General features: G+C 72.1%; 13 protein-coding genes. 10 read left to right on the top strand and 3 right to left on the bottom strand.

What is annotated here, in order from left to right; translation table 11 throughout:
- Window positions 1-13 precede the first annotated feature (13 nt).
- The 3 genes from BJY16_RS25150 to BJY16_RS25140 form a co-directional block, all read right to left on the bottom strand.
- Window positions 14-979: a hypothetical protein gene (locus BJY16_RS25150; protein WP_185042026.1), complete on the bottom strand. Its 966-nt coding sequence runs from the start codon at window positions 977-979 to the stop codon at window positions 14-16.
- Window positions 980-2,114: 1,135 nt separating this feature from the next.
- Window positions 2,115-3,077, bottom strand: a complete 963-nt coding sequence (locus BJY16_RS25145) for a LacI family DNA-binding transcriptional regulator (RefSeq protein WP_185042025.1) — start codon at window positions 3,075-3,077, stop codon at window positions 2,115-2,117.
- Window positions 3,078-3,222: 145 nt separating this feature from the next.
- Window positions 3,223-3,588, bottom strand: coding sequence for a YciI family protein (locus BJY16_RS25140; RefSeq protein WP_185042024.1), 366 nt, complete (start codon window positions 3,586-3,588; stop codon window positions 3,223-3,225).
- Between the two features lie 90 nt (window positions 3,589-3,678).
- On the opposite strand from BJY16_RS25140, the gene BJY16_RS25135 reads away from it, so the two are divergent.
- The 10 genes from BJY16_RS25135 to BJY16_RS25090 all read left to right on the top strand — a co-directional run bounded on the left by BJY16_RS25135 (window position 3,679) and on the right by BJY16_RS25090 (window position 13,921).
- Window positions 3,679-4,665, top strand: coding sequence for an ArsR/SmtB family transcription factor (locus tag BJY16_RS25135; protein ID WP_185042023.1), 987 nt, complete (start codon window positions 3,679-3,681; stop codon window positions 4,663-4,665).
- Window positions 4,666-4,977: 312 nt separating this feature from the next.
- Window positions 4,978-5,589 (top strand): hypothetical protein, encoded by a 612-nt coding sequence (locus tag BJY16_RS25130; protein ID WP_185042022.1) that lies wholly within the window; start codon window positions 4,978-4,980, stop codon window positions 5,587-5,589.
- 177 nt (window positions 5,590-5,766) lie between these two features.
- The gene (locus tag BJY16_RS25125; protein WP_311775331.1) at window positions 5,767-6,987 is read left to right on the top strand and encodes an ROK family protein; all 1,221 of its coding nucleotides are present in this window, start codon (window positions 5,767-5,769) and stop codon (window positions 6,985-6,987) included.
- Between the two features lie 96 nt (window positions 6,988-7,083).
- On the top strand, window positions 7,084-7,590 hold the full coding sequence (locus tag BJY16_RS25120) for a flavin reductase family protein (protein ID WP_185042021.1): 507 nt from the start codon (window positions 7,084-7,086) through the stop codon (window positions 7,588-7,590).
- A gap of 36 nt (window positions 7,591-7,626) precedes the next feature.
- Complete coding sequence (locus BJY16_RS25115; RefSeq protein ID WP_239177016.1) at window positions 7,627-8,688, top strand: ABC transporter substrate-binding protein; 1,062 nt, start codon at window positions 7,627-7,629, stop codon at window positions 8,686-8,688.
- Complete coding sequence (locus BJY16_RS25110) at window positions 8,685-9,530, top strand: ABC transporter permease (protein WP_185042019.1); 846 nt, start codon at window positions 8,685-8,687, stop codon at window positions 9,528-9,530. The genes BJY16_RS25115 and BJY16_RS25110 overlap by 4 nt, the downstream gene beginning before the upstream one ends.
- Window positions 9,506-10,246, top strand: a complete 741-nt coding sequence (locus tag BJY16_RS25105; protein WP_185042018.1) for an ABC transporter ATP-binding protein — start codon at window positions 9,506-9,508, stop codon at window positions 10,244-10,246. The genes BJY16_RS25110 and BJY16_RS25105 overlap by 25 nt, the downstream gene beginning before the upstream one ends.
- Window positions 10,243-11,568, top strand: a complete 1,326-nt coding sequence (locus BJY16_RS25100; protein ID WP_239177014.1) for an LLM class flavin-dependent oxidoreductase — start codon at window positions 10,243-10,245, stop codon at window positions 11,566-11,568. Before BJY16_RS25105 ends, BJY16_RS25100 begins: the two co-directional genes overlap by 4 nt.
- On the top strand, window positions 11,565-12,893 hold the full coding sequence (locus tag BJY16_RS25095) for an LLM class flavin-dependent oxidoreductase (RefSeq protein WP_185042017.1): 1,329 nt from the start codon (window positions 11,565-11,567) through the stop codon (window positions 12,891-12,893). The genes BJY16_RS25100 and BJY16_RS25095 overlap by 4 nt, the downstream gene beginning before the upstream one ends.
- Before the next feature lie 2 nt (window positions 12,894-12,895).
- Entirely contained in the window at window positions 12,896-13,921 is a 1,026-nt protein-coding gene (locus tag BJY16_RS25090; RefSeq protein ID WP_275408055.1) for an aldo/keto reductase, read from the top strand.
- Window positions 13,922-13,925 lie beyond the last annotated feature (4 nt).

The raw sequence follows: 13,925 nt of genomic DNA, 5'->3' as shown, positions 1-13,925 counted from the left end.
GGCGGAAGGTCTCTCAGCTCCAGAAAAGCGGCTCACCCTCAAGTTTCTGCTCACTCAGCGCGCTGCGCTGAGGAAGCGATGAGCCGTCGGCAGGCGCCACGTACCAGCCGGAGTTGTCATGAACGGAGATTTGCTTCTTGTCCGGGCTCAGGAACACCGCTGTTCCGCCGGCCTCGGTGTCCGGAAGCACCTTCCTGAGGCCGATCTTTCGGGTCGAGGTGTTCACCGTGGCGACCGCAACGCTGCCGTACGGCTGTGCTTTGCCATTGCCAGAAGTGCACAGCAAGGTCGTGTCGTCGACGTGAACGCGGCAGTTGTACTCGAAGGAGTCACCGAGGTACTGGCCCTTCTTCAATGGCAGATAGCCGATGATCCACACGTTGCTGACAGATCCGTCCCTGAGGTAGACGCGTGCGTCGAAGTCGCTTCCACCGGCATCGGTGTACTGCTGCTCCTCGTACGGACGACCAGGTCCCTGGTCGACGGGAGGCGTAGCCGGGTTGTCAGGGTCCAACGACATCACGTGGTAGGAGTCGGGGGACTTGGACGGGCCCATCCGCACCCGGATCCTTCCGTCCACGAAAACTGGGTCCCGATAGCACTGCTGATCCTTGCCGTATGCCTGGGCCGGAGACCATTCGGCCGTCGGCTCGTAGCTGGTTCCCGACAAGACGGCAACGTGAACCTTGCAGTCGTTGGCGTAGGCCAACCGAGTCAGGGCCGCATCGAATTGAGCGCGATCAGGAGCCGTGTGCAGCTCGTCCGGCAGCTGATAGACACCCGCCGACCGGCCACTGACCGGATCGTAGGCGGAGAGGGCGGCATCGCCCGTCGTGAGGATGCTGCCCGAGGCGAACACCAGACCTGACGGCCGCTCAGTCGCCGGCATGCTGGATTCCTCGGCGACACCGTCATCGAGGACGGTGGAAGGCTCAGAACCATCGTGTTCTGGATTGCCGCAACCCGTCGTCAGCAGCATTAATGCTGCAACAATTGTTGCGATAGGGCGCCACATCTCAGATTCTCCCCGCATCATCCATCAAGGACGACAGATGATATCCATACGCATGAACGCGCCACAGCGCCGGCCGAATCGCCCTCTTCGCCACCAGACCGCCGCCCTCATGGTCCGCTCCGGTTCTCCGAATGCCATGGACACCCGCCGCCGGATTCCCGCGGTTCAGCCCGACACCCGGCGCTCCTCGGCGAGGCCGGCCCGAGCACGCCTGACCCGCGTGGACCGGCACGTCGGCATCTTCAGCCGTGACCCACCGCCCGAGAACGTCAGGCGCCGTGCAGTTCGCGGCCGGCGCGGCTGAGCCACGCCAGGGCGCGGACGGCGTCGTACGTGCCCGCTCTCCGTTGTGCTGCCGCACCGGATGCCGCCTGATAGCGCTGCTCCGCCTGGGGCGTCCCCATGCACTCGACGGGCGAGCACCGCCAGCGACTCCACGCTCTCCCACGATCCCGGCTTCAATGACGCGGCGGCTTCCAGAGCCCGTTGCAGCGGTGAGCGCTCATCGTGGCGATGTCCGAACATTAGCGGCCTCTCCCGGAACCGCGTAGCCGGCTGGCGGGCTGGATCCGGCGCAAGCGCCACCGGCGCCCTCATCGCTGCCAGCGGAATACGCCTGTCCCGCACGGCTCGCATCGGAAGCCGTAACCACGAGTTGCACTTCGGGAGTACGACGACTTTTTCGGAGATGACGACTTCTTCCAAGAGAAAAAGGTTGTCGAAGTCGCGAAGATTCCCGTACGTCGCGCGACGGAAGCACCTGAGCGGAAGTAGGCGCGCCATATCAGTTCCAGCACAGGAGGGCAGGGTCCGTCACGATCAGGCTTCCTGGTGGCATGGGCGAGCGGCGCCGTGTGCATGATCACCGAGATGATCACCCCCCGCCCGCGTCCGCCGTCGGCACCTTCGCCTGCCCGGAAGCGCATCGGCACGGGATCATCAGACGTAGCGGCACGAAGAACGACGACGGCACCGGGAACGGTCCTCCCGACAGTGCACGCAGGCGTGAGCCCCGCCCCACGATGCATCTGCCAAGTCATCAGCGTCGACCACGATGGCAGCGGCACGGACGGTGCTCAGCTCGTACCGAAAGAGGCGGTCAGCTGGAGCTGCGGACCGTGAGGGACGTCGGCAGGCGGCCCGGGCGTGGCAGGGCCGGGTCCAGCAGGTGGCGGACCGCCGAGGCGGCCTCCTCCTCGACCGGCATGTAGACCGACGACAGGTCGGCGGCCTCGGCCAGGGTGCTGCCGTCGAAGCCGACCACCGCGACGTCCTCCGGCACCCGGCGGCCGGCCTCGCGCAACGCGCGCAGCACGCCCATCGCGGTCACGTCGCAGGCGGCGAAGACCGCGTCCAGCAGCGGCTCGCGGGCCAGCAGCTCCTTGGCGGCGGCGTAGGCGGTGGCCCGGGTGAAGTCGCCGTCGACCGAGACCACGGCCCGGGCCGCGCCGGTCGTCACGCGCAGGAAGCCGGCCTTGCGCTCCTGGGCGCACGGGGTCTGCGGGCCGAAGACCGCGCCGATCCGCTTGCGGCCGGTGTTGACCAGGTGCGCGGCGGCCTGGAACCCGCCACCCTCGTTGTCCGGGGCGACGTAGGTGACGCCCGGCGCGGACCGGCCCAGCGCGATCGTCCGGCCCTGCCGGGCGTAGGCCGCGCCGGCCTCGCCGGCGACGTTGACCAGCAGCCGGCCGAACGGCACGTTGTCGTCGAGCGCCGGCGGGCGGGCGACCTGCCGCACCTCGACCGCGATGTCCCGGTCACCCACCGCCCGCATCGCGCCGGTCAGCACCCGGCCGTAGAACGGCTTGGCGCTCATCGCGTCCGGATCGTCGTCGACGATCAGGATCTCGATCCGCTCCCGCCGCCCGGCGCTGCCCCGGCCGGTGGCCAGCGCCCGGGCCACCGCGTTCGGTTCGAAGCCGAGCCGGGCCGCGACCGCGCGCACCCGGTCGCGGGACTCCTCCGAGGTGCCGTACTCACCGTTGATCGCGCGCGACGCGGTCGCCCGCGAGACGCCGGCCACCCGGGCCACGTCGGCCAGGGTCGGACGCTGCTTGTTCATACCCGTGACGATAACGCCCATCGACGCGGGCGGATCAAGTCATTCCGGCGGCGGCGCGGGCCAGGCGTGCCGGTGGCGGCGCCCCAGCGGCGCAGGCGCCGGGTCCGCTGGGTGGGCGCGACCGCGAGGCGGCGGCGCTGGGCGCTCAGCCCTGCAGGGCACGGACCTCGATCCGCGACCGGGCCGCGGCCGAGCACCGGCCGGCCCAGCTGAGTGCCGCCTCCCGGTCCGGGACGTCGATGATCCAGAAGCCGCTGACGTACTGGTCCGCGCTGGCGAACGGTCCGGGGATCTGCTCGGCCTCGGCGCCGGTGGCGTCGACGGTGACCGCGGTCGACGGCGGGTGCAGCCCTCCGGCGTGCACGAAGGCGCCGGCCTCGTGCAGCGCCGCGTTCACCCGGCCGACGGCGGCCACCAGCGCCGCCAGTTCGGCCGGGTCGGTCTCGTGCAGGGACGCCAGCGTCGGCTCGGCGGCCGCGTCGCCCGGGACGGTGAGGAAGTACTGAGCCATGGGACGGTCCTCTTTCTGTCGTGGCCGGTCCGGCCGTCGGTGCGGTCCTCACTCTCCGGGAGCGGGCGGTGCGCCGACTAGGCTTTCGATGTGGATCGAAAGGTGGTGGAATTCCGGCTCGACCCGGCCGACGTCTCCGCGGTCCGGTTCGGCATCTCCCCCGGGTACGAGCTGGTCCACGCGGTGCGCGTCGCACTGCGCCCGCAGGTCGCGCCGCTGCACTGGGGCTGGTTCCGCACGCTGCGCGATGAGCCGGCGAGCGCGGCGTTCCGCGTGCTGGCGACGATCAGCGGTGTCGACGGCTACCTGCCGGACTTCCTCACCTCGGCGCCCTCCGGGGACATGACGCCCGAGGAGGAGTTGGAGCGGCTGCGTCGCGTGCCGGACGAGCAGCTGCGGGCCGATCTGCACAAGATGGTGCTGCGGTCGGGCGGCGCCCGGCAGCGGGAGATCCGGGAGCTGATCGCCGATCCGGCGCGGGCCCGGGCGACGATCGTCGCGGCCTGGCAGGAGGTGTGGGCGACGCTGCTGGCGCCGGTCTGGCCGCAGATGCTGCGCCTGATGCGCGCCGACATCGCGGTCCGGGCCCGGCGGATCGGTGACGCCGGGATCGCCGAGATGGCCGCCACCCTGCACTCGACGGTCACCTGGCGGGACGATGTGGTCCGGGTCGAGCTGCCGCACTACGCGAACTCGGTGGACTGCGGCGGCACCGGCCTGGTGCTGGTGCCCTCGGTGATGGCCACCCGCCGCTGCTTCGTGCTGGACGAGCCGCCCACCCAGCCGACGATCTTCTATCCGGCGCACGGGATCTCGGAGACCTGGCACCGTCCCGGGTCGGCCGCCCTGGACGCACTCACCGCCCTGCTCGGCGCGGCCCGCGCCCGCCTGGTCATCGAGCTCCAGCAGCCGCTGTCCACGTCCGAGTGCGCCCAGCTCACCGGCCTCGCCGCGTCCACCGCGTCGCATCACCTGACCGTGCTGCGCGACGCCGGCCTGGTCGACAGCCGACGCGCCGGCGGCCGCGTCCTGCACACCCGCACTCCGTTGGGCGAAGCCCTCGCCGGCCGCCACTGACCACACCCCACCGAGCCCGCGAAGCGACCACCGCACTGTCGGACCACCGCGCACCCGGGCCGAACACCCACGTCCGGCCGCCCGCGAACTGATCATGCCGCCCCGGCCCGACCGCCGCCAACCGACTGGCCGGGCCGGGCGCCACCCCCACTGATCGCCAGCTCCGCCCGCGTGCCACCCCCTCCCGGCCGGTGGATCAACCGTGGGCCGCTCCCCCGCCCGGGGGACGCGGTCCCCTCGTGGGCGGGAGGTTCGCGGGTGGCGCGGCGGCGAGGCTGATTCCTGTCCGATTCGAACAGGGAGGTAAGGCAGATGCGGAAGGTCATGGCGGGTCTCGTGACGGCGGTGGCCCTGGTGGGGGTGGCCGCGCCGGTGAGCGCGGCGCCGCCCGAGCCGGCCACGAGCCTGGCGGGCACGGCGGATGCGGCGCCGCTGCGGGCCGCCGGGGGAAAGGCCGGGCAGCCCAAGCCGGCTGCGGGGAAGGCCGGGCGGCCGAAGCCGACCGAGGCGAGTCTGGTCGGGTCGGCGACGTTGTGGCGGCCGACCGGGGACGACATCCGGTTCGCCTTCGACACGCACGGGTTCGGGTTGGACGTGCGCGGGACGTTCGAGGTCAGCCACTACCTGAACGGGGAGGGCGCCTGGGTCAAGGGCAAGGTCGACTGCCTGGTGGTCGGCGGCAAGGTGGCGGTGGTGACCGGCGTGATCACCGAGAGCAGCAAGCCGGAGTGGATCGGGGTGCGCCGCGGGATGACCGTTTTCGACAATGGGCGGCACGACCGGGTCGGGTACAGCTGGGTGCTCGACCCGGGCAGCACCGAGTCGGTGCCGCAGTGCGTGAGCGGCGCGCCCTACGAGTGGGTGGAGACCGGCGACTTCCGGGCCGTCGAGTGGTTCCCCTTCGACGGCCCGCCCAGCCGCTGATCGCCTGAGCGGACGGCGGGCGCTGAGGGCGTACCGGAAAATGGGGTGAGTCGGACCGGCGCGGACCTCGCGCCGGTCCTGGTGTTACCGACCGTGAAACGACTGGTAACCGAACGGGGCGTGGCCCGTGGTGCCGGGATAGATTCGCGGAATGATCCGCCCGCACCCAGGCCGCCCGTGAGCGGGCCGGTCGGCGTGCGGCGCGGGACCCGGCGCGGGGATCTGCCGCCGGTGGAGACGCGCCGGTCGGCGGATTCGGCGGCGGCGGTGCTGCGGGCCGTGCTCGATCACGGGCCGATCGCGCGGAGTTCGATCGCGCGGGTGACCCGGCTGTCCGCGGCCACCGTGACCGGCGTGGCCGCCTCCCTGATGGAGCGGGGGCTGATCCGGGAGGCGCCGGAGGCGGCCGGCCCGCCGGGGATCGGGCGGCCGCACGTGCCGCTGGACCTGGCCGCCGACGCGGTGGCGGTGATCGGCGTGCACGTGGCGGTGCCGCGCACCACGGTCGCCCTGCTGGACCTGCGCGGCCGGATCATCGCGCAGCGCCGCGATCCGCACGACGGGCGGGATCCGGCCAGCGTGCTGCCGGCCCTGGCCGGGCGGATCGCCGCCCTGCGGCGGCGGCACGGCGGGCGGCGGCGGATCCTCGGACTCGGGGTCGCGACCGGCGGGTGGGTGGACACCGCGAACGGCACGGTCGTCGAGCACCCGTTCCTGGGCTGGCGTGACGTCCCGGTCGGCGCGGCGCTCGCCGAGGCCACCGGGCTGCCGGTGCGGGTGGACAGCAATTCGCGGGCGCTGCTCAGCGCCGAACAGCTCTTCGGCGCGGTGGCGGGCCGGGCCCGGGAGAGCGCCGTGCACCTGTTCGCGGGCAACGTGGTCGATGTCGCGTTCGCCGCCGGCGGGGTGGTGCACCAGGGTCCCCGGTCGGCGGCCGGGGCGGTCGCGCACCTGCCGGTCGAGGGCTGCGCCGAGCTCTGCCCGTGCGGCCGGGTCGGCTGTCTGCAGGCCGCCGTCTCGGAGCGGGCGCTGGTGCGCCGCGCGCGGGCCGCCGGGCTGATCGACCGGCCGGAGATCAATGACCTGGTCGACGTGGCCGCGACCGGGCATCCCGAGGCGATCGCCCTGTTGCGGGAGCGGGCCCGGCTGGTCGGCCGGGCGGCGGCGCTGCTGCTCGACCTGTTCGACCCGGACGTGCTGGTGGTGGCCGAGGCGGGCGCGAACCGGCTGCCGGCCTCGCTGGCCACGCTGCGTGCCGAGGTGGCCGCGGGCTCGTCGGCCGGCGTCGATGTGCTGGCCACCGTGCACCCGTCCAGCTTCCCGGGGAACGTGCTCGCGGTGGCCGGCGGCGCCGTCGCGCTGCACCAGGTGTACGCGGCGTCACCTGCGCTTAGTTAATTCAGCACGACGCAAACTTGCCCTCTAATCCTAGAGGCATAGTATGAATTCCAGCTGACAGCGCGTCCTGCTTGCACGTCTGATCGGAGCCCCGCCATGACCGTTTTGACTTCCGCGCCGATCGCCTCGGCACCGGTCGACGCCACGCTCTTCCGTCAGGTGTTCCGCCGGCACGCCGCCGGGGTGGCCGTGGTGACCACCGACGCGGGACACGGTCCCGCCGGGGTCACCGTCACCTCGCTGGCCTCCCTCTCCGCCGAGCCGCCGCTGCTCTCGTTCAGCATCACCGCGACCGCCTCCACCTGGCCGCATCTGCGGGACGCGGAGACCGCGGTGGTGCACCTGCTCGGCGCCGGGCACACCGAGCTGGCCCGGACCTTCGCGACCAGCGGCATCGACCGGTTCGGCGCGCCCACCCGCTGGCGCCGGCTGCCCACCGGCGAGCCGGTCCTCGACGACGCCGCGGCCTGGCTGCGGATCGCCATCGAGCACCGCCACCCGGCCGGCGGCTCGCACCTGGTGATCGGCCGGGTCGAGGAGGCCGGGCTGGCCGAGCCGGGCGCGCCGCTGCTCTATCACGACGGCACCTTCCACGCTCTCTGACGTCCCTCGCTGCGACCGGAACAGGACACCATGATCATGACCCCCCGAAAGGCGGCCGCCGCCGTACTGGCCGCGGTCCTGGCCATCGGCACCGCCGCCTGCGGAAACGACGATCCCGCCGCCACCCTCGAGTTGAGCGCCGCGCTGCCGGAGCAGGTGCCCAGCGGCACCGTCCTCCGGATCGGCGACCCGGCCGTCCAGGCCGTGCTCGGCGCCGCCGGCCTGGACAAGGAGCTGACCGCCGCCGGGGTGAAGGTCGAGTGGGCCAACATCAGCGGCGGCCCGCAGAGCATCCAGGCGTTCCGCGCCGACAAGCTGGACTGCAGCTCGGTCGCCGACATCCCGTCACTCTTCGCCGCTTGGACTGGCACCTCCACCAAGATCGTGTTCCAGTCGGTCGGCGCAGACCCGCTCCAGCACCCGATCTACAAGCTCGGCGTGGCGCCCGGGGTGTCCGTGACCTCCCTGGCCGACCTGCGCGGCAAGAAGATCGCCTACAGCGCCGGGCAGGCGCAGGGCGCGCTGGTGCTCCGGGTGCTGCAGAAAGCCGGGCTGTCCCAGAAGGACGTCCAGCTGGTCGAGCTGACCAGCACCGGCGACTCGTACGTGACCGCGCTCGGCACCAAGGCGGTCGACGTGGCCCCGCTCGGCGCGCAGAACGTCAAGATCTACGAGGCGAAGTACCCGGGGGCCGGCGCGATCGACACCGGCATCCGGGACGACGCGGCCACGGTGTACTGCCTCACCAAGTCGGTCCAGGACGCGGCCAAGGCGGCCGCGCTGAAGGTCTACGTCAGCGTCCGCACCAAGGCGCTGCTCTGGCAGAACACCCACCCCGACGAGTACGCCAAGCTGTACTACGTCGACAGCCAGGGCCTCACCCCGGCCGACGCCAAGGCGGTCGTCGAGCTCTACGGCGACAAGGCCATCCCGGCCAGCTGGGACAACGCGATCACCCGCCTGCAGGAGAGCGCCGACCTGCTGGCCACCGAGCAGAAGCACGACAAGCTCGACGTGACCACGCTGGTCGACCGCCGGTTCGAGCCGGTGGAGACGGCCGCGGCCGGTTCCCAGGTGGTCACCGGTGATGCCGCATGACCGCCACGGTGCACGTCGAGCAGCGGGTCACCGACCCCGGCGACACGGTCGACGAGCGGGTGGTCCGGCGCCGGCTCGGGCCGGGCCGGCGGATCCGGTTCGCCTTCTGGGTGGGCCCGCTGCTGGTGCTGGCCATCTGGGCGGCCGGCTCGGCCGCCGGTGTGATCAGCCCGGCGATCCTGACCGCGCCGTGGGACGTGGTGGCCGCCTTCCAGAACCAGTGGGCCGAGCACGACCTGCTCGGCAACATCCTCTCCTCGCTGAACCGGGCCGTGCTCGGCCTGGCCTTCGGGGTGCTGGGCGGGGTCCTGCTGGCGCTGGTCTCCGGGCTGTCCCGGATCGGCGAATCGGTGTTCGACGGACCCATCCAGATCAAGCGCTCGATCCCCACGCTGGCCCTGATCCCGCTGTTCATCGCCTGGTTCGGCATCGACCAGGAGATGAAGGTGGTGACCATCGCGCTGATCAGCCTGGTCCCGATCTACGTGCACACGCACAACGGCCTGCGCAGCATCGACGGCAAGTACGCCGAGCTGGCCGAGACCATCGGGATCGGCCGCGCCGAGTTCATCCGGCACATCGTGCTGCCCGGCGCGTTGCCCGGCTTCCTGCTCGGCATGCGGTTCGCGGTCACCTCGTCGCTGCTCGGCCTGGTGGTGGTCGAGCAGTACAACGCGACCAGCGGGATCGGCCACATGATGACGCTCGCCGGGCAGTACGGCCAGACCGACGTGATCGTGGTCGGCCTGGTCATCTACGGAGTCTTCGGCTACCTCGCCGACACCGCGGTCCGCTTCACCGGGAGGAAGGTGCTGTCGTGGCGGCGAACGCTGGAGGACTGATCACCGAGCCGGCCGTCCGGGTCCGCAACCTGCACCGCAGCTTCAGCAGGAACGGCGGCGTGCTCAACGGGCTCGACCTGGACATCGCGGCCGGCGAGTTCGTGGCGCTGATCGGGCGCTCCGGCACCGGCAAGAGCACCCTGCTGCGCGCCCTGGCCGGGCTGGACCGCGACGTGGCCGGCCACGGCCGGATCGCGGTGCCCGGCTCGGTGTCGGTGGTTTTCCAGGACTCCCGGCTGCTGCCCTGGAAACGGATCCTGGACAACGTCACCTTCGGGCTGCGCGGCCCGGGCGCCGCCGAGCGGGGCCGGCAGGCGCTCGCCGAGGTCGGCCTGGCCGGCCGGGAACGGGCCTGGCCTTACCAGCTCTCCGGCGGCGAGCAGCAGCGTGCCTCGCTGGCCCGGTCGCTGGTCCGGGAGCCGCAGCTGCTGCTGGCCGACGAGCCGTTCGGCGCGCTCGACGCGCTCACCCGGATCAAGATGCACGCCCTGCTGCGCAAGCTGTGCGAGACGCACCGGCCGGCGGTGCTGCTGGTCACCCACGACGTGGACGAGGCGATCGTGCTGGCCGACCGGGTGATCCTGCTGGACGGCGGCGTGGTCCGCACCGACGTCCGGGTGGAGCTCGCCGACCGGTCCCGGTCCGCCCCGGCCTTCGCCGAGCTGCGCACCTTCCTGCTGGACGAGTTGGGCGTCGACGAGGAGAGCCGCCGGTGAGCCGTCTTCATCTGAACGCGTTCCTGATGGGTGTCGGGCACCACGAGGCGTCGTGGCGGCTGCCGGAGAGCGATCCGTACGCCAGCTGGGACGTCCGGCACTTCCAGGAGCTGGCCCGGATCGCCGAGCGCGGCAAGCTCGACTCGATCTTCTTCGCCGACAGCCCGGTGCTGCAGGGTCACCCGGGACGCCGCCCGGCCGGCCGGTTGGAGCCGACCGTGCTGCTCACCGCGATCGCCGCGGTCACCGAGCACATCGGGCTGATCGCCACCGCGTCGACGTCGTACAACGAGCCGTACAACCTGGCCCGCCGGTTCGCCTCGGTCGACCACGTGTCCGGCGGCCGGGCCGGATGGAACATCGTCACCACGGCCGGCGCCGACGCGGCCCGCAACTTCGGCCTGGACGACGTGCCGCTGCACGCCGAGCGCTACGCGCGGGCCGGCGAATTTCTCGAGGTGGCCACGAAACTGTGGGACTCGTGGGCGGACGACGCGGTGCTCGCCGACAAGGCGGCCGGGGTGCACGCCGACGCCGAGAAGGTGCGCGCGATCCACCACCGCGGCCGGTTCTTCCGGGTGGACGGGCCGCTCAACGTGCCGCGTTCGCCGCAGGGCTACCCGCTGCTGGTGCAGGCGGGCTCCTCCGAGGACGGCAAGGAGTTCGCCGCGCGCTGGGCCGAGGCGGTCTTCACCGCCCAGCAGACCCTGGCCGAGGCGCAGGCGTTCTACCGCGACCTGAAGGAACGGGCCGCCGCGCTGGGCCGCGACCCGGACGGCATCAAGATCCTTCCCGGCATCGTGCCGGTGATCGGCGACACCGAGGCCGAGGCCCGCGAGCTGGACGCCGAGCTGGAGCGGCTGATCAGCCCGGAGTACGCGAAACGGCAGCTGGCCGAGCGTTTCCAGCTCGACCCGGACGACCTCGACCTGGACCAGCCGCTGCCGGACGACCTGCCGGCGGAGGACGAGATCGAGGGCGCCAAGAGCCGGTACACCCTGATCGTCGACCTGGCCCGGCGGGAGAACCTGACCGTCCGCCAGCTGATCGGCCGCCTCGGCGGCGGTCGCGGCCACCGCACCTTCGCCGGCACCCCGGTCCAGGTCGCCGACGCGATCGAGGAGTGGTGCGACAACGGCGCCGCGGACGGTTTCAACATCATGCCGGCGGTGCTGCCGTCCGGCCTGACCGCCTTCGTCGACAAGGTCGTGCCGATCCTGCAGGAGCGGGGCCGGTTCCGGACCGAGTACGACGGCACCACCCTGCGGGACCACTACGGCCTGCCACGCCCCATCAATCACCTGGAGACGAGCGTTCGATGACCCGGCAACTCCACTTCAACCTGTTCCTGCACGACACCGGCCACCACGAGGCGTCCTGGCGGCTGCCCGAATCGGACCCGCACGCCAACCTGTCGCTCGCCGCCCACCAGCACCTGGCCCGGGTGGCCGAGGACGCCAAGTTCGACTCGGTCTTCCTGGCCGACGGGCCGGCGTTGTTCAGCGAGCCGGGTCGCCGCCCGTCCGGCAAGCTGGAGCCGACCGTGCTGCTGGCCGCGCTCGCCGTGACCACCAGCCGGATCGGGCTGATCGCGACCGCCTCCACCTCCTACAACGACCCGTACAACCTGGCCCGGCGGTTCGCCTCGCTGGACCACCTGTCCGGCGGCCGGGCCGGCTGGAACATCGTCACCACCGCCGGTGAGGCGGCCGCGCGCAACTTCGGCCTGCAGGACCAGCCGCTGCACCGGAGCCGGTACGACCGGGCCGACGAGTTCCTCGAGGTCTCCACGAAGCTCTGGGACAGCTGGGCCGACGACGCGATCCTGGCGGACAAGGAGTCGGGCATCCACGCGGACGGCGACCGGATCCGGGCGATCGGCCACCACGGCGTGCACTTCCGGGTCGAGGGTCCGCTGAACGTGCCCCGCTCGCCGCAGGCGCACCCGCTGCTGGTGCAGGCCGGCTCCTCGGAGGACGGCAAGGACTTCGCCGCGAAGTGGGCCGAGGCGGTCTTCACCGCGCAGCCCACGCTGGCCGAGAGCCAGGCCTTCTACGCCGACCTCAAGCGCCGGGTGGTGGCCGCCGGCCGGGACCCGGAGCAGGTGGTCATCCTGCCCGGCATCGTCCCGGTGATCGGCGACACCGAGGCCGAGGCCCGCGAGCTGGACGCCGAGCTGGAGCGGCTGATCTCGCCCGAGCACGCGCTCGCCCAGCTCGCCACGATCCTGCGGATCGACCGCGAGCGGCTCAGGCTGGACGAGCCGCTGCCCGCCGACCTGCCGGACGAGGACGAGATCGAGGGGATGAAGAGCCGGTACACGCTGATCGTGAACTGGGGCCGGCGGGAGAACCTGACCGTGCGCCAGCTGATCGGCAAGCTCGGCGGCGGCCGCGGGCACCGCACCTTCACCGGCACCCCGGTGCAGATCGCCGACACCATCCAGCACTACTTCGAGAACGGCGCCGCGGACGGCTTCAACATCATGCCGGCCGTGCTGCCCTCCGGCATCGAGGCGTTCGCCACCAAGGTGGTGCCGATCCTGCAGGAGCGCGGCCTGTTCCGCACCGAGTACACCGGCACCACGCTGCGCGAGCACTACGGACTCCCCCGCCCCGCCGACCGTCTGGAGCTGATCAGCCAGTGAGCATCCCGCTGCGGCCGTTCGGCCGGACCGGCGTCAAGGTCAGCGCGCTGGCGCTGGGCACCATGATGTTCGGCCCGCGCGGCAACCCCGACCACGACGACAGCATCCGGATCATCCACCGGGCGCTGGACGCCGGGATCAACCTGATCGACACCGCCGACGTCTACAGCCAGGGTGAGTCGGAGACGATCGTCGGCAAGGCCCTGGAGGGCCGGCGCGACGACGTCTTCCTGGCCACCAAGTTCCACGGTCAGATCGGCGACGACCCGAACCACGCCGGCAACTCGCGCCGGTGGATCATCCGCGCGGTGGAGGACAGCCTGCGCCGGCTGCGGACCGACCACCTCGACCTCTACCAGGTGCACCGGCCGGAGCCGGACACGGATTTCGACGAGACTCTCGGCGCGCTGTCCGATCTGGTCCGGCACGGCAAGATCAGATATTTCGGTACGTCCACGTTCCCGCCGTCCGCGATCGTCGAGGGCCAGTGGCTCGCCGAGCGCCGGGGCCGGGAGCGGGTGGTCTCCGAGCAGCCGCCGTACTCGATCCTGGCCCGCGGCGTGGAACGCGAGGTGCTGCCGATCGCCCAGAAGTACGGCCTCGCGGTGATCCCGTGGAGCCCGCTCGCCGGCGGCTGGCTGACCGGGAAGTTCCGCAAGGGCGGGGCCCAGCCGCCCACCAGCCGCGGCGCCCACCAGCCCGGACGCTTCCAGATCGACGCGCCGGAGAACGCCGCCAAGCTGGACGCCGTCGAGGCCCTCGCCCAGCTGGCCGACCAGGCCGGGATCTCGCTGATCCACCTGGCGCTGGCGTTCGTGCTGGAACACCCGGCGGTGACCGCGCCGATCATCGGGCCGCGCACCTTCGAGCAGCTGGAAAGTCAGCTCGACGCGGCGCAGACCCGGCTCACCCCGGACGTCCTCGACGAGATCGACAAGATCGTGCCGCCGGGTGTCACGCTGTCCGCCCGCGACCAGGGCTACCAGCCGCCGGCGCTCGACCCGTCCCACCGGCGCCGGCCCGCCTGATCAC

The organism is Actinoplanes octamycinicus (assembly GCF_014205225.1).
Taxonomy (GTDB): Bacteria; Actinomycetota; Actinomycetes; order Mycobacteriales; family Micromonosporaceae; genus Actinoplanes; species Actinoplanes octamycinicus.
Note: the sequence above shows the minus strand (reverse complement) of the source record. Positions and strands in the feature narration are given on the sequence as shown.

Coding starts and splice junctions, on each gene's coding strand:
- BJY16_RS25130 (WP_185042022.1), top strand. CDS start 4,978: ATGCGGAAGGTCATGGCGGGTCTCGTGACGGCGGTGGCCCTGGTGGGG.
- BJY16_RS25110 (WP_185042019.1), top strand. CDS start 8,685: ATGACCGCCACGGTGCACGTCGAGCAGCGGGTCACCGACCCCGGCGAC.
- BJY16_RS25140 (WP_185042024.1), bottom strand. CDS start 3,588: ATGGCTCAGTACTTCCTCACCGTCCCGGGCGACGCGGCCGCCGAGCCG.
- BJY16_RS25145 (WP_185042025.1), bottom strand. CDS start 3,077: ATGAACAAGCAGCGTCCGACCCTGGCCGACGTGGCCCGGGTGGCCGGC.
- BJY16_RS25150 (WP_185042026.1), bottom strand. CDS start 979: ATGCTGCTGACGACGGGTTGCGGCAATCCAGAACACGATGGTTCTGAG.
- BJY16_RS25115 (WP_239177016.1), top strand. CDS start 7,627: ATGACCCCCCGAAAGGCGGCCGCCGCCGTACTGGCCGCGGTCCTGGCC.
- BJY16_RS25120 (WP_185042021.1), top strand. CDS start 7,084: ATGACCGTTTTGACTTCCGCGCCGATCGCCTCGGCACCGGTCGACGCC.
- BJY16_RS25095 (WP_185042017.1), top strand. CDS start 11,565: ATGACCCGGCAACTCCACTTCAACCTGTTCCTGCACGACACCGGCCAC.